Below are 24,293 nucleotides of genomic sequence, written 5' to 3' on the forward strand. Positions count from 1 at the left end.
CCTCAGCCGCGCCCGGCCTCGCCGCCCTCGGCGGCGAGGCGGATGCCCGCGAGCACGCGGTTGTAGGTGCCGCAGCGGCAGATATTGGTGATCTCGCGGCGGATGTCGTCGTCGGAGGGCTTCGGATTCTGGGCGAGCAGCGCCGCCGAGGCCATGATCATCCCCGACTGGCAGAAGCCGCATTGCGGCACGTCGAGCGCCGCCCAGGCTTTCTGCACCGGATGCGACCGGTCCGGGCTCAGGCCCTCGATGGTGACGATTCTCTGCCCCTCGCCGATCGCCGAGACCGGAACGGAGCAGGAGCGCACCGCCTGGCCGTCGACATGGACCGTGCAGGCACCGCACTGGGCGATGCCGCAGCCGTACTTGGTGCCGGTGAGGCCGATCTGCTCGCGGATCACCCAGAGCAGGGGAGTGTCCGGCTCCGCATCCACCTCGCGCACGGATCCGTTCACGTTGAGACGCATCATGGCCAGTCCCATTCCGGATGGCGCGGGACCCGGGGCACGCCGCGGGTTCGTCCGCTGGAGACCGGCAGAGAACTAATCCGGATGGCTGGGACGTCAATTGACGGATGCGCGAGCCGAAACCGGCATCTTCCGGTTGAACGGACCGGTGGGATGGACCGTGCTATCCTGTCCGCAGAGGGATCGATGCAGGGTCGCCATGACCATCCATGTACCGCCCGGACCCGAGAACCCGCTCCTGCGCCGCTTCAGCGCCGAGGATCTGCGCCGGATGATCGAAGCCGGCGTCATCGCGGAGGGCGAGCGGATCGAGCTTCTGGACGGGGAACTGGTCGAGATGGCGTCGAAGAGCTATGCGCACGATCTCGTCAAGAACCGTCTGAACCGGCGCCTGACCGCGGTGCTGCCTTCCTCCATCTACCTGGCGACCGAGAGCACCGTGCAACTGGATGCTCGCACTCTGCTCGAACCCGACTTCCTTCTGGCCTTCGAGACGGCGCATCGTCCCTCTCCGGAGGGCTTCTGCGTGATTCCCGGCCCGGAGATCCTGCTGGTGATCGAGGTCGCCGCATCGAGTCTCGCCTACGACCTCGGCCGCAAGGCGCACCTCTATGCCCGCTACGGGGTCCCGGAATACTGGGTGATCGACGCGCAGGAGCGGGTTGCCCGCGTTCATCGGCGACCGTCGGGCGATGCCGGTTATGGCGCGGTCACCGACCACCCGCACAGCGCCGTCCTGACTCCGCAGGCGGCAGCACTCGCCGCGGTCGCGATTCCGCTCGCAGACCTCGCGTGAGTGTCGGGACGGGCGTCAGCGGATCGTCGTCGTGGCGGCGGAGGCGGTCAGTCGCGGCGTTCCCTGACCGAATGGCTCGCCGGCCACGTAGACCCGGCCGGCGACCAGCAGCAGGGCGAGGCTCCAGAACAACACGATCGCGGCCCGGCGCGCGCGGCTTTCGCCCGCCTCCAAGGGGCAGGCCGAGCCGCAGGCCAGCGTCTCACCGTAAGGATCGAAGACCGTCGGGGTGGTCTCGGGGCGCTCGTTCATGCGCCGGAATGTTGCCTCGGCATCCCGCGCGATCAATGGACACGTTTTTCGAAGTTCGTCCCGAACAGAGCAGACCGTTCTCCCGGCGAGAAGCCGCAGAGAAGATTCTTCCTGGGGCGAGCAGGGCCGGTTGTCCCGCTCAGCTTCGCGCCGCCGTGGCCGTGCCGCCGCGGTGCTGGCGGAGCGCGTCGATCTGCTCCTCGACCGCCCGGAAGGCGGCGAGCGCCGGTCCGGTGAGTTCGCGGGCGCTCGGCAGGCGGATCTTCATCGGGTCGACGAAGCGCCCGTTGATGGCGACCTCGTAATGGACGTGCGGCCCGGTGGAGAGGCCGGTGGTGCCCACCGCGCCGATCACCTGCCCCAGCCGCACCCGCGCGCCCGGCACGATGCCGCGGGCGATCCGCGCCATGTGGTTGTAGGCGGTGACGTAGTTGTTGGCGTGCTGGATCTCGACGCGGTTGCCGTAGCCGGAGCGGGCGCCGGCCGAGATCACCACCCCGTCGCCCGTCGCCATGATCGGGGTGCCCCGAGTCGCCGCCCAGTCGACCCCGTTGTGAGGCCGGTAATAGCCGAGGATCGGGTGCAGCCGCGCGCCGAAGGGCGAGCTGATCCGCCCCTCCGCCACCGGCCGCCGGATCAGGAATTTTCGCGTGGAGCGGCCCTCCGCGCCGAGGTACTCGACCTCGCCGCTGCCCGGCATGCGGAAGCGGTAGAGGGTCTGCGTCTCGCCATGGCTGCGCAGGGCCGCGTAGAGGAGTTCGGGCCTGGCATCCTCGTCGGTCGTGAAGACGATCTCGATGTGGTCGCCCGGCTCCGTGCGGCTCTGGAGATCGCTGCCGGCGGCGAGCGCCATCACCAGATCCTCGATCACCGTGCGCGGCACCCCGTTCTTGAGGCCGGCGCCGTAGAGGCTCTCGTAGAGGCTGACGCCTCCCTCCGCGTCCTCGGCGGCGGCAGCCCCGGACCGCGGCGGCGCCACCGACACGAAGGCTCCGCGGTCGTTCGCCGCTGCGATCTCCTCGATGCCGCTTTCTCCGTAGAGCGTCACCCGGGCGATGCCCGCTTCGGCTCCTTCGCGGGCGATGAGGAGGCGCAGGTGCTGGCCCTCCGGCAGGTCGGTGCGGGCATGCGGGCTCAAGGCCGCCAGGATCGCGGCCACGCGCTGTGGCGGCGCGCCGTTCTCGCGCAGGAGCGCGTCGAGGGTCTGATCCTTGCCGAGCACGGCCTCACGCGTCTCGAACAGGGGCGCGGCGGGCGCCGCGAGGATCTCCGGGATCTCCGTCAGGTTCTCCGGCAGGATCTTGACCTCGATGGCGCCGGAGGGCGCTTCGACCTCCTCCGACCCCGCGCCGAGCCGCAGCGCCCGCGACAGCATCCGCTCCGGCGGGAAGGCCGGCGGGAGCGGCCCCGAACCGCCGGCGATGCGCTGCGTCTCGGCGACGAGGGCGTCGACCTCCTCGTCCGTGAGGGCGGGGCCTTGCTCGTCCGATGATTCCGCGAGGCGGCTGCGCACCAGGGTGACGGCGGTCTCGGCCGGATCGGTCCCCGCCTCCTCCACGGCGGCCGCCTCGATCCGCGCGCTGCGCATCGGATCGAAGGGCGGGATCGGGGTACCCGGCGCCCGCAGCGGCAGGTCGGTGGCGATCTGCACGACGGAATGGACGCGGATGAGCTCGCGCTCGCCGGCGCTCTCGGTGATCGGGGCGCGGAACTCGCGCTTGGCCGCGACCACCACCTCGTCGCGCACGAGGCGGTCCCCCTTGCGCGCGACATCGCTCGTCGGGCCGTCCGGATGCGGCCGCACCGCGAGTTCCGGCGGAACGGCGACGATGCCGTTGGAGGCCGCGAGATCGAGCGCGACGCCGAGGAGCCCGGCCCCGGCGAAGCCCGTGAGCAGGCAGGCGGCAAGCCAGCGCAGATTGACCCTCTGGCCTCCCGGCCGCGAGAAGGCGGTATCGTCGAGGGAATCGGAAGCGCCGGCCTGCACGCGCGAACCTGAAGGTGAGTCGGGGAAATTCCCCGCCTCAGGCCGGACAACCGTGACCGTTTTGAGACCGGCCTGCCTTTTGAGGCCGGCCTACTCGGCGGCCTGTCGGGGGGCGTAGCCGAGGCGCTGGTTGAGCTCGGCGATCAGGGTCGCGGCGGCCTCCGCGATCACGGTCCCGGGCGGGAAGATCGCCGAGGCGCCGGCCTGACGCAGGGCCTCGAAGTCGCCCGGCGGGATCACCCCGCCCACTACGATCATCACGTCGGGCCGGCCGGCGGCGACGAGCGCCGCCTTGAGTTCGGGCACCAGCGTCAGGTGGCCGGCCGCCAGCGAGGAGACGCCGACGATGTGCACGTCGTTCTCCACCGCCTGCCGCGCCGCTTCCTCGGGGGTCGCGAAGAGCGGCCCGATATCGACATCGAAGCCGAGATCCGCGAAGGCCGAGGCGATCACCTTCTGGCCGCGGTCGTGTCCGTCCTGGCCCATCTTGGCGACGAGGATGCGGGGACGCCTTCCGTCCGCCTCCTCGAAGGCCTCGACGAGCTTGCGCACCCGCTCGACCGCCCCCGACATGCCGCCCATCTCCCGCTTGTAGACGCCCGAGATCGAGCGGATCTCCGCCTGGTGCCGGCCCCAGGCCCGCTCCAGCGCCGCCGAGATCTCGCCGACCGTGGCCTTGGCCCGCGCCGCCGCGACCGCCAGCGCGAGCAGGTTGCCGTCCCCGTTCGCCGCCTTGGTCAGGGCGTCGAGCGCCGTCGCGACCGCGGCCTCGTCGCGCTCGGCGCGCAGGCGCTTGAGCTTGTCGATCTGCATCGCGCGCACGTTGCCGTTGTCGACGCGCAAGAGCTCGATCGGGCGGTCGCCGTCCGGCTTGAACTTGTTGACGCCCACGATGGTCTGCTGGCCGGAATCGATCCGCGCCTGGGTGCGGGCCGCCGCCTCCTCGATGCGCAGCTTCGGGATGCCGGCCTCGATCGCCTTGGCCATGCCCCCGAGGCCCTCGACCTCCTGGATATGCCCCCAGGCGCGGGCGGCGAGGTCCCGCGTCAGGCGCTCCACGTAGTAGGAGCCGCCCCAGGGATCGATGATCCGCGTCGTGCCGCTCTCCTGCTGCAGGAACAGCTGGGTGTTGCGGGCGATGCGGGCCGAGAAGTCGGTGGGCAGGGCCAGCGCCTCGTCCAGCGCGTTGGTGTGGAGCGACTGGGTACCCCCTTGCGTCGCCGCCATCGCCTCGACGCAGGTGCGCGTGACGTTGTTGAACACGTCCTGGGCGGTGAGCGACCAGCCGCTCGTCTGCGAATGGGTGCGCAAAGCCAGCGACTTGTCGGATTGGGGCGAGAACTCCTTCACGAGCTTGGCCCAGAGCAGGCGCGCGGCCCGCATCTTCGCCACCTCCATGAAGAAGTTCATGCCGATCGCCCAGAAGAAGGACAGGCGCGGCGCGAACTGGTCGATGCTGAGCCCGGCCCCGAGCCCGGCCCGGATGTACTCGACGCCGTCGGCCAGCGTGTAGCCGAGTTCGAGATCCTGCGTCGCCCCGGCCTCCTGCATGTGATAGCCGGAGATCGAGATCGAGTTGAACTTCGGCATATGGGCCGAGGTATAGGCGAAGATGTCCGAGATGATCCGCATCGACCCGGCCGGCGGGTAGATGTAGGTGTTGCGGACCATGAACTCCTTGAGGATGTCGTTCTGGATCGTGCCGGCGAGCTTCTGGGGCGACACGCCCTGCTCTTCGGCGGCGACGATGTAGAGCGCCATGACCGGCAGGACGGCGCCGTTCATGGTCATCGACACGGTCATCTGGTCGAGGGGAATCCCCGCGAACAGGGTGCGCATGTCGTAGATCGAGTCGATGGCGACGCCCGCCATGCCGACATCGCCCGAGACGCGCGGATGGTCGGAATCGTAGCCGCGGTGGGTGGCGAGGTCGAAGGCGACCGAGAGCCCCTTCTGGCCGGCCGCGAGGTTGCGCCGGTAGAAGGCGTTCGAATCCTCCGCCGTGGAGAAGCCGGCATATTGCCGGATGGTCCAGGGCTGGGTGACGTACATGGTCGGGTAGGGGCCGCGCAGGAAGGGCGCGATGCCCGGATAGGTCTCGAGGAAGTCGATGCCCTCGCGGTCCTGTGGGCCGTAGGCTCCCTTCACGGGAATGCCCTCGGGCGTCATCCAGGGCTCGGCCGGGCCGGCGGCGGCCGTGCCGAGGCTCGGCGCCGAGAAGGCGATGTCCGAGAAATCCGGGATGCGGGTCATCGGCCTGCGGCCCTCGTTCACGCTGCTATCCGCCCCTTATAGGCGCCGCCGGAAAGGGGGCCAATGGGATGAAGGTGGGAGGCGCCGTGCGCTCCGTCGCCGGCTCTCGCACGGCTCCGTCCCGCAACCCGGCGCGGGGATCCGGCCGATCTCCTACCCCCTCGTCGCCGCCCTCAGCCGGCCGCGGGGCGCATAGCCCGCTCCGCACCAGCGGGCGACGGCCGCAAAGAGATCCTCGCGCTTGAACGGCTTGCCGATGTGATCGTCCATGCCGGCCGCGCGGAACTCCGCGACCTGCGACGGGAGCACGTTCGCGGTCAGCGCGATGATCGGGACCCGCGCGGGCGCGCCCGGCAGCATCCGGATCCTGCGGGTGGCCGTCAGCCCGTCCGTGCCCGGCATCTGAACATCCATCAGCACGAGATCGTAGGCCGCGTTGCGCACCGCCTGGATCGCCGCCGCGCCGTCCTCGACCACCTCGACGGCATGCCCGACGGATTCCAAAAGCCGCCGGACGATCTCCCGGTTGATGGCATTGTCGTCGGCCAGGAGGATGCGGGCCAGCATCCCGGGCCAGGCGGGGGAGGCGGTCTCCTCCGCCTCCTTGGAGGGCTCAAGCGGAACCTTGGCCAGCTTCAGCGCGAACCAGAAGGTCGAGCCTTCGCCCGCCCGGCTGTCGACGTCGATGCGCCCGTTCATCGCCTCGATCAGCCGGCGGCTGATCGCGAGCCCGAGGCCGGTGCCTTCGTAATGCCGCTGGATCGAGCCATCCACCTGGCTGAAGCGCTGGAAGAGCCGCCCGCGCTTCTCCTCCGGGATGCCGATCCCGGTATCGGTGACGCAGATCCGGATCGGGCAGTCCTGCGCATCCGGCCCGGCCGGCTCGCAGGCCACCGTCACCGTCACGCTGCCGGCCCGCGTGAACTTCACCGCGTTGTTGAGGAGGTTGAGGAGCACCTGCCGCAGGCGGCCGACATCGCCGACGAGCCGCTCAGGGATAGCGGGATCGATCCGGGCCGAGAGCGCGAGCTGCTTGCGGTCGGCCGCCGCCCGAACCAGGGCGAGCGCCTCGTCGACCAGCTGGGCGGGACTGAACGGCTTGGGATCGAGCGTGATCTCGCCCGCCTCGATCTTCGAGAAGTCGAGGACGTCGTCCACGATCGTCAGCAGCGCCTCGCCGGCGCTCCGGATCCGGCCGACGAGCCGGCGGTGCTCGGGCGCGAGGTCGCTCTGCGCCGTGAGCAGGTCGGCGTAGCCGAGCACCCCGGTGAGCGGCGTGCGGATCTCGTGGCTCATCGTCGCCAGGAATTCCGACTTGGCGGCGCTGCCGGCCTCCGCCTCGCGGCGCGCCACCTGCGCGATCCGGTGCGCTTCCGCGAGGGCCGCCTCGGCCTTCCTGCGCGCCGTGACGTCGGTATAGATCCGCAGGATGCCGCCATCGGCCGTGGCGGTGCTGGTCACCTCCAGCACCTGGCCGTTCGGCCGCACGCGCTCGCAGCGGGCGTCCGGCGGGGCGAGGTCGTCCGCCTGCAATCCGGCCCTGACCGCCGGGCCGGCCGAGGCGAAGGCTCCCGCCTCATCCAGCGCGCGGCTCATCGCCTCGTCGGTCGGGCGGGAGGCGAGGAAAGCCGGATCGAGGTCGAGGATCTCGGCGAAGCGCCGGTTGGTGACCGCCACGACGCCGCGCGCATCCACCATGACGAGACCCTGGTCCATGGCATCGAGGGTCATCGTCAGCAATGCTTCCTTCTCGGCGAGTTCGCGCGTGCGCGCGGCGACGCGGGTCTCGAGTTCGCGGTTCGCCGCCTGGAGCGCCTCGGCCTGCTGATGCAGCCGCACCGAAGCGGCGGCGAGCGTCGCTCCGATCTCGTTCACCTCGCGGACCGGCGTGACGGGCGCATCGATGACGCGGCCATCCGCCAGGGCCCGGGCGCCCTCGGCCAGCCGGTTCTTGGCGAGCAGGATCCGCCGAGCCATAAGCCCCGAGGCCGCGAGGGCGGTCAGGCCAAGCCCGATCAGGATCGGGATCGAGATCCAGAGCGAGGCGTAGAGGGGGGCCTGCAGCGCCTGCTGCTCGATGCCGACGGTGACGATCCATCCCGACAGGGCCGAGCGCCGATACGTCCCGAATACCGGCACGCCGAGCAGGTTGCTGCCCGTCCAGCTTCCGCTGTCGCCGACGGTCTCGGCGAAGCCCGGCAGCGGCCTGCCCGTGGCCTGGTCGGTCGCGACGGAGCGGCCGATGATCGTGCCGGTGCGGTCCGTCACCGAGGCGGAGTAGGGGGGAGCGATGCCGGCCTCGCTGAGCAGGGCGCCGATTCGCGCCGCCGGGAAGCTGGCGCTCAGCACATAGGCGATCTCCCCTCGCAGACGCACCGGCACGCCGGCCCGCACCTCCGGCTGCCGGGAGACGGCGCCGATCAGGAGGTCCGAGACCGTCGGCTTGCCGGTCGCCGCGACGGCTCGGTCGGTCACGCGCGGCAGGCTCGGCAGCGGGCTCCCCCGGGGGACCTGCGTGTTGACGTGTTCCTGCCCGGCGGTGTCGCGCAGGATGATGGTGAGGCCCTGGAGCGCGGAGAGTTCGGCGGCCTGCCGGCCGAAGCGTTCGAGATCCCCCGCTTCCAGCGCCGGCGAGGTGGCGAGCGCCTGCAGCATCGCGATCTGCGAGGCCAGGAAACAATCGACCGTCTCCAGGGCCTCCGAATTGATCGCCACGGTTGTATTCTCGAGACGCGACCGCTCGGCCGCGACCCAATGGTGCAGCAGCACGATGGTGACGGCGAGTGCCGGCACCAGCAGCGCCAAGTTCAGTGCAGCGACGTAATACCAGAGCGGCCGCGCGCGACGAGACGCCATGCATGTCACCGAAGTCACACGCAAGACTGGTGGTCCCTCCTGTCGTGCCGATCCTTCGAGAAGGGATACCATGGAGATCGAAGCGCCGCGATAGAGGGCGGCGGCCTAATGCATTCGGCCTGTACCGATGGCGTCGACCGGGGCGAGGCCGATGCGACGGGGCCCGGCCCGGCTTGCATTGAAGGCCGGGCGGATGCAGCCCAGTTAGGGCATCGGGGCTCGGCGTGAGCGTTGCTCGGAGTTGTCATGGTGCCGGATCGTTTTCTGCGGGTCGCTCTCGGCGTCGCCCTGGTGCTGCTCGCGCTCTTCGTCGCCCAGCCCTACGTCACGGCACTGCTCTTCTCCGTGGAGCAGCCCCGCGCGGTGACGCCGCGGGGTGAGCTGTCTCCCGCTGAGGCCTCGACGGTGTCGCTGTTCGAGCGCGCCGCGCCCTCCGTCGTCTACGTCTTCGCGCGGCGCGCGCCGAGAGCGCAGGATCTGATGCGCGATCCCTATGGTGGCGAGCAGGGTGGCCAGGGCGGCGAGCGGACCGGCACGGGATTCGTGTGGGACGCGGCCGGTCACATCGTGACCAACAACCACGTCATCCAGGGCGGATCCGAAATTTCCGTGCGGTTGTCGGGCGGCGAGGTCGTTCCCGCGACGCTGGTCGGCACGGCGCCGAACTACGACCTCGCGGTGCTCCGTCTCGGGCGCGTCAGCGCCATGCCCCCGCCCATCGCCATCGGCAGCTCCGGCGACCTCAAGGTCGGGCAGTTCGTCTATGCGATCGGCAACCCGTTCGGCCTCGACCACACCTTGACCTCGGGCGTGATCAGCGCCCTCCAGCGCCGCCTGCCGACTCAGGAGGGCCGCGAGCTGTCCGGCGTCATCCAGACGGATGCGGCGATCAACCCGGGCAATTCCGGCGGCCCGCTGCTCGATTCCGCCGGCCGGGTGATCGGGGTCAACACCGCGATCTTCTCGCCATCGGGCGCGAGCGCCGGCATCGGCTTCGCGGTGCCGGTCGATGTGGTGAACCGCGTCGTCCCGGACCTCATCCGCACCGGCCGCACGCCGACGCCCGGGATCGGCATCATCGCCGCCCAGGAGGAGGCCGCGGCCCAGCTCGGCATCGATGGCGTCGCGGTGGTGCGCGTGCTGCGCGGCTCGCCGGCCGCGGCAGCCGGTCTGCGCGGGGTCGACCCGACCACCGGCGATCTCGGCGACATCATCGTGGGGGTCAACGGCAAGCCGGTCCACCGCCTTACCGACCTCACGGCCGCCATACAGGCCGCTGGGGTCGGGCAGACCCTCGAACTGACGATCCTGCGCGACAACCGCACCCGCACCGTGCAGGTGACGACGGCGGATGTCGGCCAGACGCGGCCGTGACGGCGCGGGCGCGGGCTGATAGGAGGTTCGGAATGCGCGCGCATTCCCTTCTCCGGCTCCTCGCCTGCGCGACCGCCTTGGCGGCGGGCTGCGCCGCGGGGGCGCTGGAGGCGCGGGCCGGTGATCCGACGGTCCGACGGCCGCGCCTCTGCCCGCAGGACGCGCCGCCGGGTGTCCGCCTGCCGAACCGGGCCGAATGCCGGGAGGCGGCGCCCAGCCCCGCGAAGGCGCCCAAGGCGCCGGGCTTCATCGATCTCGGCAACGGCACGCAGCTGCGGATCAGCGGCCGGGCGGGGTTCGAGGTCGGCATCCGGCCCTGAGCGTGCATTTCGGCGCGCCGGGCGTCGGAACCTCCCGGCGGTCCGCCGCATTCGTGACGCAGGGCGCGACAGGAGACGGCGATGATCCTAGCAGCCTGCGAAGGCCGTCATTGGCAGTACGAGATCGCCGAGCATGCCGACGGCTATGCCGTGCGCATGCGGGACCTCTACACCGGGGACGTGGACGACGACTTCGTCACGATCTTCCGCACGATGCCGGTTGCGCTCGCCTATGCGCAGATGTCCGCGGCCTTCGATCGCTTCGCCAGCGGGGACGAGGCCGACGAGGATCCGGAGAGCGCGACCGACCTCGAACTCTGCGAGCGGACCTTCGTCGATCTGAGCAGCCGCCTCTGCGACGGCGGGATCTCGGGCACCGCGCTCGAAGCCTGGGAGGAGCAGCGCACCGGCCAACCCCGGCGCGCGCTCCACTGAATCGTCAGCGTTTGCGGATCCTGCGGGTCGGGGCGGTCGGGGCCGCTTCGGCCTCCTCCGCCTCCTTCTTGAGGCGCAGCGCCCGCAGGCGCGCCATGTTCTCGTCCCGCTGACGGTTCGCCTTCTCCAGGTCGGACCACGCTCCCGCGGCGGCCTCGGCCTGCATCCGCGCGCGGGCTGCGCGCGTCTCGGCCCGGTCGCGCACCGCGCTGTTCTCTCCCGACATCGATCGGCCTTTCTGCCTGGCGGACCGCGGGACGGCGCGCCATCGCGCCGTCCGGTTCCGCCTGCCGGGAAGATAGGGCGATCCGGCAGGGCTGCCAGAAGACTCAGGCGCGCAGGGCCGCGAGCGCCGCGGCGGCCGCGCGCTCGCCGTCCAGCGTGGCGCCGCCGATGGTCATGGCGCCCCCGCCCGCCGCGGCCTCGCCTGCAACGAATAGCCGGTCGGCGACCGGGCGGCGCAGGACCTCGCGGGCCGCCGCGTGGCCGGGGCGGGCGAGGGAATAGCTGCCGCGGGAATAGGGATCAGTCCACCAGCCCGCGAGGCGCCCGCCCCTGACCGCGCCGCGGGCCTTGGCGCCGAAGATGGAGGCGACCTCGTCCGTGGCGGCAGCGACGGAAGCGGCCTCGCCCGCCTCGCAGAGCGCCCGCGCCGCATCGCCGCCGGCATGCAGAACTGCGAGTGGACGGCCGAAGGGACGCATCTCCAGATAGGCCGTCAGGCCCGGCCTGCCGTCGCGCGGCGAGCGCACGATGACCGCATCGCGCAGGTCCGGCAGGCTCGTGGGGCTAAGCGCGAGGGCGATCTTGGTGTAGGCTCCCATCCCCAGCCCGTCGATCGCCTCCGCGAGATCGGCCGGCAGCCCGGGGACGAACCGGATGGCCTGCGCGGCCAGCACGCCAAGGGGCACGGTGACGATCGCGACGGCGGTCCGCAGCGTGCCGGCCGGTGTGTCGAGCACGACGCCCGGGCCGCTGCAGTCGATCGTCCGCACCGGACAATGCGTGCGCACGGCGAGCCCCGCATAATGGCGCTCGACGAGGGCGCCGTAGCCGTCGACCCAGATGTCGTCCCCCGACCAGAGCTGATCGTAATCCTGCTCCGAGACGCGCTCCGGCTCCTCGCCGAGGGAGAGGCGGGTGAGGCCGGCGGCGGCGGCGAGGAGGGCCGGATCCGCGCCGCCCGCCGCATCGCGGATCGAGCGGTCGCCGGCGGGGTGCTGGTCGAGGAGCCCGGTCAGGCGGGCGAAGCCGAGGCGGCGCCGGCTGCGGTCGGCCTCGCTCGCCGGGGCGCCGTCGATGAAGAGCATCGGCCAGGGGCCGGACTCGTCGTCCGCCCGCCGCACGCCGTCGGCGAGCGCGATCGGCTTCCAGGGATTGCGCTCCGCCCAGTGGATGTACTGGCCGCCCGCGTCGAAGGCCCGCTCGGGACCGAGGGAGGCGTCCGTGAAGGCGCGCCCGCCGATGCGGGGGCGGGCCTCGAGCACGACCACGCTGTGGCCGCTGCGGGCGATCGCGGCGGCCGCCGCGAGGCCGGCCGCGCCGGCACCCACCACGGCGACATCGGCATCGGCCGCCGCCCGCGCCCGGCCCGGCAGCACGAGCGCGGCGGCACCGACCAGGAGGGAGCGGCGGGAGAGGGGCATCGCCTCAGCCTTCCGTGATCCTTCACGCCCCGAGATTCCGGCCCGGGGCGCGTTCTTTCAAGGCGGCGCTCCGTCTCGGGCGCCGGCCACGCGCGCCGTGAAGGCGAGGCGCTGCGGGTTGTGCCCGAGATTGGGCCGCGGCTCGGCGGTGAAGCCGGCGGCGCGCAGGCGCTCCAGCATGGCGGCCTGCGTATAGCGGGTGAGGCCGAGGCGGCGGCGCAGGGACGGATAGTCGGACAAGGCGGTGCGCACGAGCCCGAGCAGCGCCGCGCCGAGAAAGCCCTCGCGCCGTGCGAAGGCGAGAAGCGCGAGCGAATCGGCCAGGGCGCCGAGGTCCGGCGGGATCACGTCGGCGAGGACCAGGCAGCCCCCGGGCCGGAGCTTCTCCCGCCAGAGGCTTAAAGCCGCATCGAGCTCGGCCGGCGTGAGGTACTGGGCCACCGAATGGGCCACGACGAGGTCGAGGCTCCGGTCGGGCAGGGCAGCGATCGCCTCGGGCGCGAGCACCGTGACGCGCGGCTCGTCGCCGAACCGGTCGGCCAGGGCATCCCGCACCCGGGGCGCCGCGTCGCAGAGATAGAGCCGCGCGCAGATCCGGGCGACGCGCCCGGCCGACAGCGCCTCCCCGCAGCCGTAATCGAGGACATGGGCGCCCGCATGGGGCACCAGGGCGGCGATCTCCTCCGCGACGCCGGCATAATGCCGGACCCGGTGCCGCTCGTTCACGTAGATCGGGTTCGTGCGGTTCCAGAACTCGCGCCAGGACGCCGACATGGACGCCGACATGCCGGGCCTAGCCCCCGCGGCCGGCGGGCAGGCGGCCCGACGAGCCTTCCGGCGCCTTGCGGATATCCTCGAAGCGAGCGCGGCGCATGTGTCGGGCCCTGCTCAGAGCGCCAGCGAGAGGGCCGCTACGGCCCGGTCGATGGCCAGGTAGAACACCCCGAAGGCGACCGCCGCCGCAAGGGCGAATTCCGCCGCCTCGTTCGAGAGGATCTGCGTGCGGCGCAGGGTCTCCCGGCCGAAATGAGCGGCGGCCAAGGCGAGCGTCAGCACGACCGGCATGGCGAAGAGGAAGGACCACGTGCTCTCGACCCGGCCCGTGCCCGGATCGAGGAGCGGACGGATGTTGCGCACCCAGGGCGCGTAGCAGGCGGCCACCAGGGCCGTGCCCCAGGCCAGCGTCACCGCGATGCCGAGATGGGTCGTGAAGGTCCGGTGCAGGCGCGAGAAGGCATCGGTCGCGGCAGGGTGGCGGGTGATCACTGGCAAGCCCCGAATACTTACGGCCCGCGACGATCACTTCGTCTTGCAGCGTCGTCTTGGCGGGCGGAACACGCCGCTCGTGCCCCGCGAGTTCGGGTTTTTTATGACGCCCGGCAGGCGCCGGGGCCCGCATGCCAACGGTCATTTCCAATGACCGTTGGCATCAGTTCGCCACCGGCTGCGCCAACCCTGACGGATGAACCCGGCCGCAAGGCCCCCGATGGCAGCCCCACCGGCCCTCATGCTGAGGTGCTGGCGATCTTCGATCGCCAGCACCTCAGCATGAGGAGCGGGGCGGATTCCACGCACCTCAGGTTCTATTTTGGTTAGGCGGCGATCCGGCCCTCCAGTGGGAAGACCTTGGCGGGGTTCATCAGCCAGGACGGATCGAACACCGCCCGCACCCGCATCTGCTGGGCGAGGTCCTCCGGCGTGTACTGGACATTCATCAGGTCGCGCTTCTCGATGCCGACCCCGTGCTCGCCCGTGAGGCAGCCGCCGACCTCGACGCAGAGCTTGAGCATGTCCTCGCCCGCCTTCTCGGCCTTCTCCATCTCGCCGGGCCTGTTGATGTCGAAGAGGATCAGCGGGTGGAGGTTGCCGTCGCCAGCGTGGAAGACGTTGGCGCAGCGCAGGCCGTAGGTCTTCGTGATCTCCCCGATGCGCTCCAGCACATGGGCGAGCTGGCCGGTCGGGATCGTCCCGTCCATGCAGATGTAGTCGGAGATGCGCCCCGTGGCGCCGAAGGCCGACTTGCGGCCCTTCCAGATCGCCGCACTCTCGGCCTCGGATTGCGAGACCTTGAGGCTCGTCGGGTTGAACGGCCTGGCGATCTCGCAGATGCGCGCGAGCATCGCGTCGCATTCCTGATCCGAGCCCTCGACCTCGATGATCAGCATCGCCTCGGCGTCGAGGGGATAGCCCGCCTTGGCGAAAGCCTCGCAGATCGTGATCGCCTCGCGGTCCATGTACTCGATCGCGACCGGGATGATGCCGGCGCCGATGATCGCCGCCGTGCAGGCCCCGGCCGCCTCGACGGAGCCGAAGCCCATCAGCGCCGGCCGCGCACCCTCGGCGGCCCGCAGGATCCGCACCGTCGCCTCGGTCACGATGCCGAGCTGCCCTTCGGAGCCGCAGATCAGGCCGAGCAGGTCGTAGCCCGCGCTGTCGAGATGCTCGCCGCCGATCTCCACCACCGTGCCGTCGACCAGCACCAGGGTAACGCCGAGCAGGTTGTTGGTGGTGACGCCGTATTTCAGGCAATGGGCCCCGCCCGAATTCATCGCGATGTTGCCCGCGATGGTGCAGGCGAGCTGGCTCGACGGGTCGGGGGCGTAGAAGAAGCCCTCGTGGGCGACCGCGCCGCTGATCGCCAGGTTGGTGATGCCGGCCTGCACGCGGGCGGTGCGGTTCGGGAAGTCGAGGGACAAAACCTGGTTCATCTTCGCGACGCCGAGGATGATGGCGTCCTCCTGGGCGATCGCCCCGCCCGCGAGCGAGGTGCCGGCGCCGCGCGGCACCACCCGCACGCCCTGCTCGTGGCAGTAGCGCATCACGGCCGCGACCTCCTCGGTCGTGGAGGGCAGCACCACCGCGAGCGGCATCTGCCGGTACGCGGTGAGCCCGTCCGTCTCGAAGGCGCGCCGCTCGTCCTCGCTCGTCACCAGGGCCTCGGGCGCGACGAGCGGGCGCAGCCCCCCGATGATCGCCTCGCGGCGCGCGAGAATGGCGGGATCCGGAGCCGGGAAGGCGATCGACATGGCGTCTCCTCGGGAGGCTGATGGGGCAGCGGGCCTCCGCTCTTGGTGCCTTATAGCGCCGGGGGCGGGCGGATGCATCGCCGCGGCAACGCGTTGCCGCGCCATGCACTTTCGTCCCATTGATTCACCCGCGCCGCACAGCTTCTTTTCGCCGCACGCATCCGGGCTGATCCGGCCGCGTTTTAACTTTACCAATTCGAAAGCTCGGCCATATCCACCCCTGGCCAGACGGACCATGGCCGTCGATCGAGGCCTATCGGAGGGAACCTCATGCGTCAGTTCATCCTCGGTGCCGCCCTTGCGCTCCTGGCGCCGCTCGCCGCGCAGGCGCAGGACGCTGCGGCAGGCGAGAAGCTCTTCGCTCAGTGCAAGGCCTGCCACGCCTTCGGCAAGAACGGCGTCGGGCCGGACCTGAAGGGCACCGTCGGGCGCAAGGCCGGGACCCATGAGGGCTACAACTATTCGGCGGCGCTGAAGGATTCGGGCCTGACCTGGGACGAGGCCACGCTCCACAAGTGGCTCGCCAATCCGAAGGGTCTCGTCCCCGGCACCAAGATGATCTATGCCGGCCTCAAGGACGAGAAGAAGGTGAGCGACCTGATCGCCTATCTGAAGACCCAGCAGTAGGATCGGGCGCCGCACGGTTGCCGGACCCCGCCGCGACAGCGGCGGGGTCTTTCATTGTGGCGGGTGTGCCGCGTGCTGCTGCATCACCGGCGTGTTCAGTAGAGCCGGGTGCGGTAGCTCTCCTCGATCGCCCGCTCGGCCTCGGCCGTGTCTTCTCCGGCGATCTGATCGGCCAGGATCCGGCCCAGGGACGGAAAGCTCCCGCGCGCGACCTGTCTGTCCGGGTCCCAGATCCGCGAGCGGAGCATCGCCTTCCCGCAGTGGAAAAAGACCTCCTCGACCGCCACGACGAGGCCCGCCACGGGGTTGCGTCCCTCGACAGCCAGCGGGGCGAGCAGCGCCTCGTCGGTCGTGAAGCGTGCGCGGCCGTTCACGCGGAGCGTCTCGTCGAGGCCCGGCACGAGGAAGAGCAGGCCGACCTGCGGGTTCTCGGCGACGTTCAGCATGGTGTCGGCGCGGCGGTTGCCCGGCCGGTCGGGAATCAGCAGGGTCACCTCGTCGAGGACCGCTACGAATCCGGGAGCGTCGCCGCGCGGCGTCGCATCGCCCCGTCCGGCCGCATCCGATGAGGCGATGACGAGGAAGGGCGAGAGGGCGATGAAGGCCTGGGCGTGGCCGTCGAGACGCGTGAGCTCTTTCCTGAGCGCCCGCTCGCTCGGCGAGCCGTAATGGGCCCGGATCGCCGCGGGCGAGGTGTCGGTCGTGCTCATGAGAATGGGTCCGGTCTCTCGCAGGCGAACCGGAGGGTAGCAGACGCCGCCGCGGCAAGGCAGCCGCGTCCGGTGCATCCGGCCGAACCGGCTCAAGGCGTCAGGCCGGTGCCCGCAATCCTTCGATCTCGGTCAGGGCGTGCCGCCGCGCCGCGCGGACCCGCGCCACCGCCGGATCGAGGGCAAGCCCGCGCTGACAGGCGATTTCGAGCTCGGCGCAAGCCCGGGAGAGTTCGATGAAGCCGAGCATGCCGGCGGCGCCCACGATGGCATGGGCGTCGCGGGCGAGCCGGCTGCCATCGTCCAGGGTCAGCCGGGGTTCGGCGAGATGCTCCTCGATCTGGGTGACGAGCCGCGCGAGCAGGGCCGCAGCGCCCTCCGGGCCGACGGAGCTCCGCAGATCCTCGAACACGTGGCGGTCGAGGATCGGCTCCTCCGGCCCGGCCCCGTTCGGCACCCGGGTGCGGCCCTGCGGGTGGGCCCAGCGCGCGATCGCCCGGAGCAGATCGTCGCGCTTGAAGGGCTTGCCCACGTGATCGTCCATGCCGGCGGCCCGGAACTCGGCGATCTGGGCGGGCAGCACGTTCGCCGTCATGGCGATGATCGGCAGCGCATGCGCGCGATGGGGCAGCCTGCGGATGTGCCGCGTGGCGGCGATGCCATCCATGCCGGGCATCTGCACGTCCATCAGCACGAGATCGTAGTCCTTGGTCTGCACGGCGACGATCGCCTCCAGGCCGTCGTTCGCCACATCGACCAGATGCCCGCCGCCTTCCAGCACCGCGCGGGCGATGTCCTGGTTGATCTCCAGATCCTCCACCAGGAGGACGCGGGCGGGGGCAGTGCCGGCGGCGGCGCGGCTCGGTTCGGACGGCGCGGTGAGCGCACCGCCGACCGGCAGCGTCACCGTGAACCAGAAGGTCGTCCCTTTCGACACCTCGCTCTCGACGTCGATCGTGCCGCCCATCAGCTCCACGAGGTTCTTCGAGATCGCCAGACCGAGCCCCGTGCCGCCGAAGTCGCGACCGATCGAGCTGTCCAGCTGGCTGAAGCGCTGGAACAGCCGCCCGCGCTTGTCCTCCGGGATCCCGATCCCCGTATCGGTGACGGAGAAGCGCAGGGCCGCGGTGGCGCCCGCGGGCTCCAGGCAGCTGACCGACAGGGTCACGGACCCCGCATGCGTGAACTTCACCGCGTTGTTGAGAAGGTTGAGCAGAACCTGCCGCAGGCGATCCTGGTCGCCCACCAGCGTGCGCGGCACGTCGGGGTCCACTACCGTCGAGATGGCGATCGCCTTCTTGCCGACGAAGCCCCGCACCACCGAGATCGTGTTGTCGACGAGAGCGTCGAGGAGGAAGGGGCGCGGGTCGAGCTCGACCTGCCCCGCCTCGATCTTGGAGAAGTCCAGGATGTCGTTGACGATCGTCAGCAGCGCCGCCCCGGCCGACTGGATCCGCTCGGCCTGCCGGCGCTGGCCCTCGCCGAGGGTGGCGTCCTCGAGAAGAAGGTCGGTGTAGCCCAGGATGCCGTTGAGCGGCGTGCGGATCTCGTGGCTCATCAAGGCGAGGAAGTCGGTCTTCGCCCGGCTCGCCTGCTCGGCGGCGTCGCGCGCCTGCTCCAGGGCCTCGGCCTGCTGCTGGCGCTCCGAGACGTCGCGCAGGGAGGCGACGTAGCCGCTCGGCGCGCCGTCGGCACCGCGCAGCAGCCGGATTCGGGCCTCGACCCAGACGTAGCTGCCGTCGCGACGCCGGCAGCGCTGGCGGCTCGTCGCTGTGTCGACGAGCCCCGTCGTGAGGCACGCGAAGGTCTCGGCGCTGCAGGCGCGGTCATCCGGATGGATGCCGTCGAGGGGCTTGGTGCCGACGAGATCCTCGGGCTCGTAGCCGAGGAGTTCGCGGCAGGCGGGGGAGACGTAGTCCCATTCAAGATCGAGGTTGAGCCGGGTGATGACGTCGCTGACGTTCTCAGCGATCAGGCGGTAGCGGGTCTCGCTCTCGCGCAGGGCCTCCTCGGCGACGCGCCGCGCGGTGATGTCGGTATAGGTCCGCACCAGGCTGCCGCCCGCCATTGGCATGGTGCGCACCTCGATCACCGTGCCGTTGGGACGGGTGCGGGTATAGGCCTGGGGCGCCAGCACGATGCTGCCGAGCTGTAACAGGTGGCGTATGCTCTCCTCCGTGCCGGCGAACTCACCCTTCGCCCATTGGTGGTCGAGCACCTGCCCGGCGGTGGGCTTCCCCGCCATCAGCTCCGGCGGCAGGTCGAGAAGCGCGATCGCCCGGGCGTTGCAGATCTCGACGCGGCCCTCCGGCGAGACGACGACCAGCCCCTGGTCCATGCTTTCCAGGGTGGTGGCGAGGAGGGAGGCGGTCTCGGCCGCCTCCCGCTCGACGCGTCGCAGTTCGGTGACGTCGCTCAGCGTGCCGAAGATCGCCGCGACCTCGCCGGTCTCGTCCTCCTCGCAGAGGCCACGGGCGACGACGTGCCGGACGGAGCCGTCCGGCCGCAGGATGCGGAGGTTCAGCGTGAAGGGACGGCGATGCGCGATCGCGTCCGCGACCGCCGCTGCGACCACCGGCTGATCCTCGGGATGATAGGCCGCCACCGCGCTGTCGACCGTCTGCTCGCCGGAATCCGGATCGACGCCGTAGATCCGGTAGATCTCCTGGGACCAGGTCAGCCGGTTCTCCCGCACGTCGAGCCGCCAGTGGCCGACATGGGCGATCTCCTCGGCCATGAGCAGCATGCGGTTGGTCTCGCGGGTCGCGGCCTCGGCCCGCCTCAGATGCGTGATGTCGCGGAAGGAGGCGAAGACGCGGTCGAGCCGGTTCTTCTCGTTGCGCAGCGGGACCAGGACGATCTCCCGGTCCCGGCGGCCGCTATCGAGATCGACGCTGCTTTCGAAGCGGATGGGCTCGCCGACCGCGAGGCAGCGCCGCAGGTCCGCCTCGACCCTCGCCGCCTGGAGGGCGGGCATCACCTCCTCGGGGCGGCGGCCGACGAGCCCGTCCGGCTCCGCCTGCAGGGCGGCCGCTGCGGCCTGGTTGCACGCCTCCAGGCGGAAGCGGTCATCCGGTCCGAGGCGGCAGATGAGGAGCCCGTCCGTGGAGGCGTCGAACAGCGCGCGGAACAACACCTCGCTGGCGCGCAGCCGTGCCGTCGCCCGTCCGAGCAGAAGGCCGGTCAGGGCGGTGAGGCCGAGCACCCCGAGGGCGATCCCGGTCAGCACCAGGACCTGATGGCGCCAGGGCGACAGCGCGTCGTCGCGCGCCAATCCCACCATGGCGATGAGCGGGAGGGATTCGGCCCGCCGGAAGGCGAGGATCCGCTCCGGGCCGAAGGCCTGCGTCTCCGCCACGACCGTGCCGTCGGGGCCGGCCTTGCCCTCCGGCAGCTTTCCGTCCCTCGCGATGGGCTTTCCGATCAGATCGTCGCGCCAGGGATCGACCACGAGCGCGCTGCCATTCGCCGCCAGCAGGGCCACGATGCCGTTCGCGCCGACCTTCATCGTCTCGTAGAAGGCCCGGAAGTAGTTCGGGTTCATCGAGGCCGTGATGACGCCTGCGAATCGCCCGTCCGCATGGTTGATGCGGCGGCTGACGATGATCGTCCAGGCCCCGTCGAGGCGGTTGCGAAAGGCCGGGCTGATGAACAGGCCGGCCTGCGGGTCGTCCCGGTGGACGGAGAAGAAGCTGCGGTCGACGACCTGCGGCACCCGGCGCGGCACCGCTCCGCCTGAGTCGGCGGTGATCCGGCCATCCGCATCGAAGATCACGATGGAGCGGATCTGCGGCGACGAGGCGGCGAGGTGCGCCAGCAGCGGGTGGGCGCTGCGCGTGAAGGCGTCGAGCCCATCCCGTTCGATCGAGAGCTGAACGATGCCGAGTTTGAGGTCGATCGCCTCGATCGTCCGGGCCGTGTGCTGGTCGAGCGCGCTGGCGAGGTTCTCGGCCGCCACCCGCGCGTCGCGCAGCGTCTCGCTGTAGCTCTGCCAGGACACCAGCGCGACGATGCCCGCGAGCGAGATGAGGACGGTCGCGAACAGGACCGCGAGCCGCGTGGTGATGGTGACGGCGGAGGCCTGGCCCGCGCCGTGCGGATCGCGCCCCGCCGTAAGACCCCCGGCGAACCCTTCTGGACAATTTTGCCTCACCGGGATGCCACCCGCTTCGCTCCGCCCCTGTGCTCCGCACGCAGACTCTCAGGAATCCCACGTGTGTCGCGAGTCCCGGCAGCCCTTGCCGCATGCAGTCGTCGCGTCCTGAGCAAAGACCACTATTCGTAGCCGGCGGCAATGCGGCGCAACACTGATGCAAGCGATGTGCGAATCACCACGGAGGGCCCGACCCGGCCCCGGTTTCCGATGAAAGACCTCGGCCGCACAGTGAGCTGGTGTGGCCCATCCGCGCGGTCCCGCCGACGATGCGGCCAAGTCGCGGTTCGGCCAAGTCGCGGTTCGGCCTCAAAAAAGTGCCCTGCCGGCGGATGCGGGCAGGGCGGCCAAGTCGCTTTGGGGGCCTCGGAAGCATCCCCACGCCTCCGCCTGTCCGCCGGATTGTCCAGCGAAGCAGATGGCACGCGAAGGGCTGCGCCAACAGACGGACTATGCGAGTTCCGTCCGAGGGGCGCCTTCACAAATATCAAGAATCGCGGGCCGGCCCGCGGCTCCGGAGCGGTGCCGGATTGGTCGCGCCGGATCTCGGCCGGCTGCGGGCGATGCCGCCCCGGCGCGGCGTGGGCCGGCGGGACCGCGGCGTCTCCCGGACCGGGCGGCCGGCCGGGAGGCTCACGCCGCCTCGGCGGGCTTGACCAAGTTCCGCCACACTCGCACCGGTTAAGCGCGCGCCGGAGCAGAGTCGATTGACCCAGGACGAACCCCCCATCCCGCTGACGGTCCTGATGCGGACCTTCAACGAGGCAGACCGAATCGAGGCGGCCATCCGATCCGCGCTGCCCCTGCGGGCGGAGATCCTGGTGATCGATTCCGGCTCGACGGACGCGACCGTCGCCATCGCCCGGTCCCTCGGCGCCCGGGTGGTCACGAATCCTTGGGGCGGCTTCGGGCCGCAGAGGCGATTCGGTGAGGCCCTGTGCACGCACGACCACGTCTTCAGCATGGATGCGGACGAGGTGCTCACGCCCGAGCTGGTCTGGGAGATCCGGGGGATCTTCCTGTTCGGGCCGCCCCCCGCCCTGATGAAGCTGCGTAAGGCCATGGCGCTGCCGCACCACGACCGGCCGCCCCCCTTCGCCTTCTGCACCGAGCAGATCTACATCTACGACCGGCGGGTGGCGCGCACGACCGAGAACCCGAACTGGGACCATCTCGACATCCGCACGGCGGAGAAGCCGCGGCGGCTCGAGGCGGTGGCCTGGCACTTCACCTACCGCGACTGGAACCATGCGGTCGCGAAGGCGAATTACGTCGCCGAGCTCGCCGCCCGCACCTCCGAGCCGCGCTCGCGGCTCGAACTCGGCCTGCGCGTCTTCGTGGAATTCCCGTTCTACTTTCTCCGCTTCTATTTCCTGAGGCGGCTGTTCCTCGCCGGGGCCGACGGCTTCGCCATGGCGACGATCCTTGCCTTCGGGCGGTTCCTGCGCATCGCCAAGATGCGCGAGCAGGCGGCGTCGCGGGCGGTCGATCCGGCGGCGCAAGCCGCGGCGGATGAGGCGCGATGACCAGACGAGAGATGTTCCTGCGGGTGTGGCGCGGCTGGCTCAGCCGCCAGAAGGCCCTCCTGGCCTGGCTCGCGGTCGCCATCGCGGTGGTGGGCGCCTCGACCGGCATCTATCCGGTGGTGGTGCGGTTCGCCTTCGAGGCCTATGCCGCCAACGACCGGTCGTCGCTGTCCTACGTGCCGCTCGCCATCCTGCTCGCCACCGCCTTACGGGGCAGCGCACTCCTGGCGCAGCTCGTCCTGACGAACCGCATCGTGACGCGGGTCGAGGCCGACATGCTCTCGGACCTGTTCGCCCGCATGGTGCGCGCGGATGTCGGGCGCACCACCCGGGAGAGCCCCGCCGCGCTCTCCCAGCGCTTCACGGGCGACTTCGCGCCGGTCTCCGAGGCGCTCTCGCGCCTCTCGACGGTGCTGCTGCGGGACGTCGCGATGCTGATCGCGCTCGGCGCCGCGCTTCTGTGGATGGATCCCGTCCTGACGCTGGTCTCGGTGGTGATGGTGCCGCTCGTGGCGCGTCCGGTCAGCCAGATCGGGCAGAAGCTGCGCCGCTACGCCCGCGCCATCCACGAGACCGTCGGCGCCACGGCGGGGCTGATCGGCGAGAGCCTGCTCGGGTCGCGGGTCGCCAAGGTTTACGGGATGGAGGATCTGCTCTCCGCCCGCGCCCGCGAGGGCTTCGAGCAGGTGCGCCGGCTCAAGGTGAAGGCCGCCAATGCCAGGGGCCGCCTCGACCCGCTGCTCGAGATCGGGGGCGGCCTCGGCGTCGCCGCCGTGATGATCCTGATCGGGGACCGCGTGATGTCCGGCGAGCGCTCGGTGGGCGATTTCACCGGCTTCGTCACGGCGCTCCTCCTCGCCTCCCAGCCCGCCCGCACCCTCGGCTCGCTCGGCGCGGTGCTCCAGCAGGCCGCGGGCGCGCTCCAGCGCTATTTCGAGGCTTTCGACGAGCGGCCGACCATCGCCGACCGGCCCAGCGCGCGCCCGCTGCGGATCGGGGCCGGCGAGATCCGCTTCGAGGGCGTGGTCTTCGCCCATGAGGGCGGGCCGCCCGTCCTGCGGGGGCTCGACCTCGTCGCCCGCGCCGGGGCGGTCACCGCCATCGTCGGGCGCTCCGGTGCCGGCAAGTCGACGCTGCTCGATCTCGTCCCGCGGCTCCAGGAAGTGTCCGAGGGGCGCGTGGCGATCGATGGCCAGGATGTGAGAGACGTCACCCTGGACTCGCTGCGGGCCTCGATCGCGATGGTCACGCAGGATGTCATGCTGTTCGACGATACGGTCGAGGCCAATATCGCCTTCGGCCGGCCGGGCGCTTCGCCCGAGGAGGTGCGCGCCGCCGCCCGCGCCGCCGCGGCGGATTTCGTGGACGATCTGCCCGACGGTTTCGCCTTCCGGGTCGGTCCCGGCGGATCCAGGCTTTCGGGCGGCGAGCGCCAGCGCGTCACCCTGGCCCGGGCCTTCCTCAAGAACGCGCCGATCCTCCTTCTCGACGAGGCGACGAGCGCGCTCGATCCGGCCTCCGAGGCCCGCGTGCAGGAGGCGGTGCGGCGCCTGATGGCCGGACGCACGACGGTGATCGTCGCCCATCGGCCTTCGACCTACATGGCGGCGGATCAGATTGCGGTGATGGAAGGCGGCCGCGTCATCCGCTTCGGACCTCCGGACCTCGTGATGGGCCGGGCGGAGGCCGAGGCGCTGGAGAACCATGCGCCCGCAGCCGAGGCGCGAAACGGGGTCGAGCCGGTGGCAGGCGCCGCCTGAGCCTGGACCGGCGACCCGGACGATGCGGGCGAGACCGGGACCGGCCGGGTCGATCGCCGCTCATCGCGATCGTCATCCGTCGAACGGGGACTCATCCCGTCGGGC

At 71.1% G+C, this 24,293-nt stretch carries 19 protein-coding genes; 7 read left to right on the forward strand and 12 right to left on the reverse strand.

Annotation, left to right across the window (positions count from 1 at the left end):
- Positions 1 to 2 precede the first annotated feature (2 nt).
- A complete protein-coding gene (locus MNOD_RS21525) occupies positions 3 to 470 on the reverse strand; it encodes a (2Fe-2S)-binding protein (protein WP_015931074.1) in 468 nt (155 codons plus the stop codon).
- Between the two features lie 268 nt (positions 471 to 738).
- On the opposite strand from MNOD_RS21525, the gene MNOD_RS21530 reads away from it, so the two are divergent.
- Positions 739 to 1,263, forward strand: a complete 525-nt coding sequence (locus MNOD_RS21530; protein WP_244424541.1) for a Uma2 family endonuclease — start codon at positions 739 to 741, stop codon at positions 1,261 to 1,263.
- A gap of 15 nt (positions 1,264 to 1,278) precedes the next feature.
- On the opposite strand, the gene MNOD_RS21535 is transcribed toward MNOD_RS21530, so the two are convergent.
- The 4 genes from MNOD_RS21535 to MNOD_RS21550 form a co-directional block, all read right to left on the reverse strand.
- Positions 1,279 to 1,515 (reverse strand): hypothetical protein, encoded by a 237-nt coding sequence (locus MNOD_RS21535; RefSeq protein ID WP_015931076.1) that lies wholly within the window; start codon positions 1,513 to 1,515, stop codon positions 1,279 to 1,281.
- Between the two features lie 139 nt (positions 1,516 to 1,654).
- Positions 1,655 to 3,502: a M23 family metallopeptidase gene (locus tag MNOD_RS21540; RefSeq protein WP_015931077.1), complete on the reverse strand. Its 1,848-nt coding sequence runs from the start codon at positions 3,500 to 3,502 to the stop codon at positions 1,655 to 1,657.
- Between the two features lie 90 nt (positions 3,503 to 3,592).
- Complete coding sequence (scpA, locus tag MNOD_RS21545) at positions 3,593 to 5,755, reverse strand: methylmalonyl-CoA mutase (RefSeq protein WP_015931078.1); 2,163 nt, start codon at positions 5,753 to 5,755, stop codon at positions 3,593 to 3,595.
- Positions 5,756 to 5,908: 153 nt separating this feature from the next.
- On the reverse strand, positions 5,909 to 8,611 hold the full coding sequence (locus MNOD_RS21550) for an ATP-binding protein (protein WP_015931079.1): 2,703 nt from the start codon (positions 8,609 to 8,611) through the stop codon (positions 5,909 to 5,911).
- Positions 8,612 to 8,860: 249 nt separating this feature from the next.
- On the opposite strand from MNOD_RS21550, the gene MNOD_RS21555 reads away from it, so the two are divergent.
- The 3 genes from MNOD_RS21555 (at position 8,861) to MNOD_RS21565 (ending at position 10,740) form a co-directional block, all read left to right on the forward strand.
- Complete coding sequence (locus MNOD_RS21555; protein WP_043751796.1) at positions 8,861 to 9,985, forward strand: S1C family serine protease; 1,125 nt, start codon at positions 8,861 to 8,863, stop codon at positions 9,983 to 9,985.
- 32 nt (positions 9,986 to 10,017) lie between these two features.
- Positions 10,018 to 10,305: a hypothetical protein gene (locus tag MNOD_RS21560; protein WP_015931081.1), complete on the forward strand. Its 288-nt coding sequence runs from the start codon at positions 10,018 to 10,020 to the stop codon at positions 10,303 to 10,305.
- 81 nt (positions 10,306 to 10,386) lie between these two features.
- Positions 10,387 to 10,740, forward strand: coding sequence for a hypothetical protein (locus MNOD_RS21565; protein WP_015931082.1), 354 nt, complete (start codon positions 10,387 to 10,389; stop codon positions 10,738 to 10,740).
- Positions 10,741 to 10,744: 4 nt separating this feature from the next.
- Here MNOD_RS21565 and MNOD_RS21570 read toward each other — a convergent pair whose 3' ends face one another.
- From MNOD_RS21570 to MNOD_RS21590, 5 genes are all read right to left on the reverse strand, one after another.
- A complete protein-coding gene (locus MNOD_RS21570) occupies positions 10,745 to 10,966 on the reverse strand; it encodes a hypothetical protein (RefSeq protein ID WP_015931083.1) in 222 nt (73 codons plus the stop codon).
- A gap of 103 nt (positions 10,967 to 11,069) precedes the next feature.
- Complete coding sequence (locus MNOD_RS21575) at positions 11,070 to 12,386, reverse strand: flavin monoamine oxidase family protein (protein ID WP_015931084.1); 1,317 nt, start codon at positions 12,384 to 12,386, stop codon at positions 11,070 to 11,072.
- 57 nt (positions 12,387 to 12,443) lie between these two features.
- Positions 12,444 to 13,160 (reverse strand): class I SAM-dependent methyltransferase, encoded by a 717-nt coding sequence (locus MNOD_RS21580; RefSeq protein ID WP_043749196.1) that lies wholly within the window; start codon positions 13,158 to 13,160, stop codon positions 12,444 to 12,446.
- A gap of 114 nt (positions 13,161 to 13,274) precedes the next feature.
- Positions 13,275 to 13,652 carry a hypothetical protein gene (locus MNOD_RS21585; protein ID WP_015931086.1) on the reverse strand — a complete coding sequence of 126 codons (378 nt, stop codon included), beginning with the start codon at positions 13,650 to 13,652 and terminating at the stop codon, positions 13,275 to 13,277.
- A gap of 326 nt (positions 13,653 to 13,978) precedes the next feature.
- Positions 13,979 to 15,412, reverse strand: coding sequence for an FAD-linked oxidase C-terminal domain-containing protein (locus MNOD_RS21590; protein WP_015931087.1), 1,434 nt, complete (start codon positions 15,410 to 15,412; stop codon positions 13,979 to 13,981).
- 270 nt (positions 15,413 to 15,682) lie between these two features.
- Here MNOD_RS21590 and MNOD_RS21595 point away from each other — a divergent pair, with 270 nt between their 5' ends.
- A complete protein-coding gene (locus MNOD_RS21595) occupies positions 15,683 to 16,039 on the forward strand; it encodes a c-type cytochrome (RefSeq protein ID WP_015931088.1) in 357 nt (118 codons plus the stop codon).
- Between the two features lie 95 nt (positions 16,040 to 16,134).
- On the opposite strand, the gene MNOD_RS21600 is transcribed toward MNOD_RS21595, so the two are convergent.
- Positions 16,135 to 16,749 carry a pyridoxamine 5'-phosphate oxidase family protein gene (locus MNOD_RS21600; RefSeq protein ID WP_015931089.1) on the reverse strand — a complete coding sequence of 205 codons (615 nt, stop codon included), beginning with the start codon at positions 16,747 to 16,749 and terminating at the stop codon, positions 16,135 to 16,137.
- A 100-nt stretch (positions 16,750 to 16,849) separates the two neighbouring features.
- Complete coding sequence (locus MNOD_RS21605; RefSeq protein WP_015931090.1) at positions 16,850 to 20,902, reverse strand: PAS domain S-box protein; 4,053 nt, start codon at positions 20,900 to 20,902, stop codon at positions 16,850 to 16,852.
- A 707-nt stretch (positions 20,903 to 21,609) separates the two neighbouring features.
- On the opposite strand from MNOD_RS21605, the gene MNOD_RS21610 reads away from it, so the two are divergent.
- Positions 21,610 to 22,428, forward strand: a complete 819-nt coding sequence (locus MNOD_RS21610) for a glycosyltransferase family 2 protein (protein ID WP_015931091.1) — start codon at positions 21,610 to 21,612, stop codon at positions 22,426 to 22,428.
- On the forward strand, positions 22,425 to 24,188 hold the full coding sequence (locus tag MNOD_RS21615) for an ABC transporter ATP-binding protein (RefSeq protein WP_015931092.1): 1,764 nt from the start codon (positions 22,425 to 22,427) through the stop codon (positions 24,186 to 24,188). Before MNOD_RS21610 ends, MNOD_RS21615 begins: the two co-directional genes overlap by 4 nt.
- Positions 24,189 to 24,293 lie beyond the last annotated feature (105 nt).

Origin of the sequence: Methylobacterium nodulans ORS 2060 (genome assembly GCF_000022085.1) — a bacterium.
Lineage (GTDB): Bacteria > Pseudomonadota > Alphaproteobacteria > Rhizobiales > Beijerinckiaceae > Methylobacterium > Methylobacterium nodulans.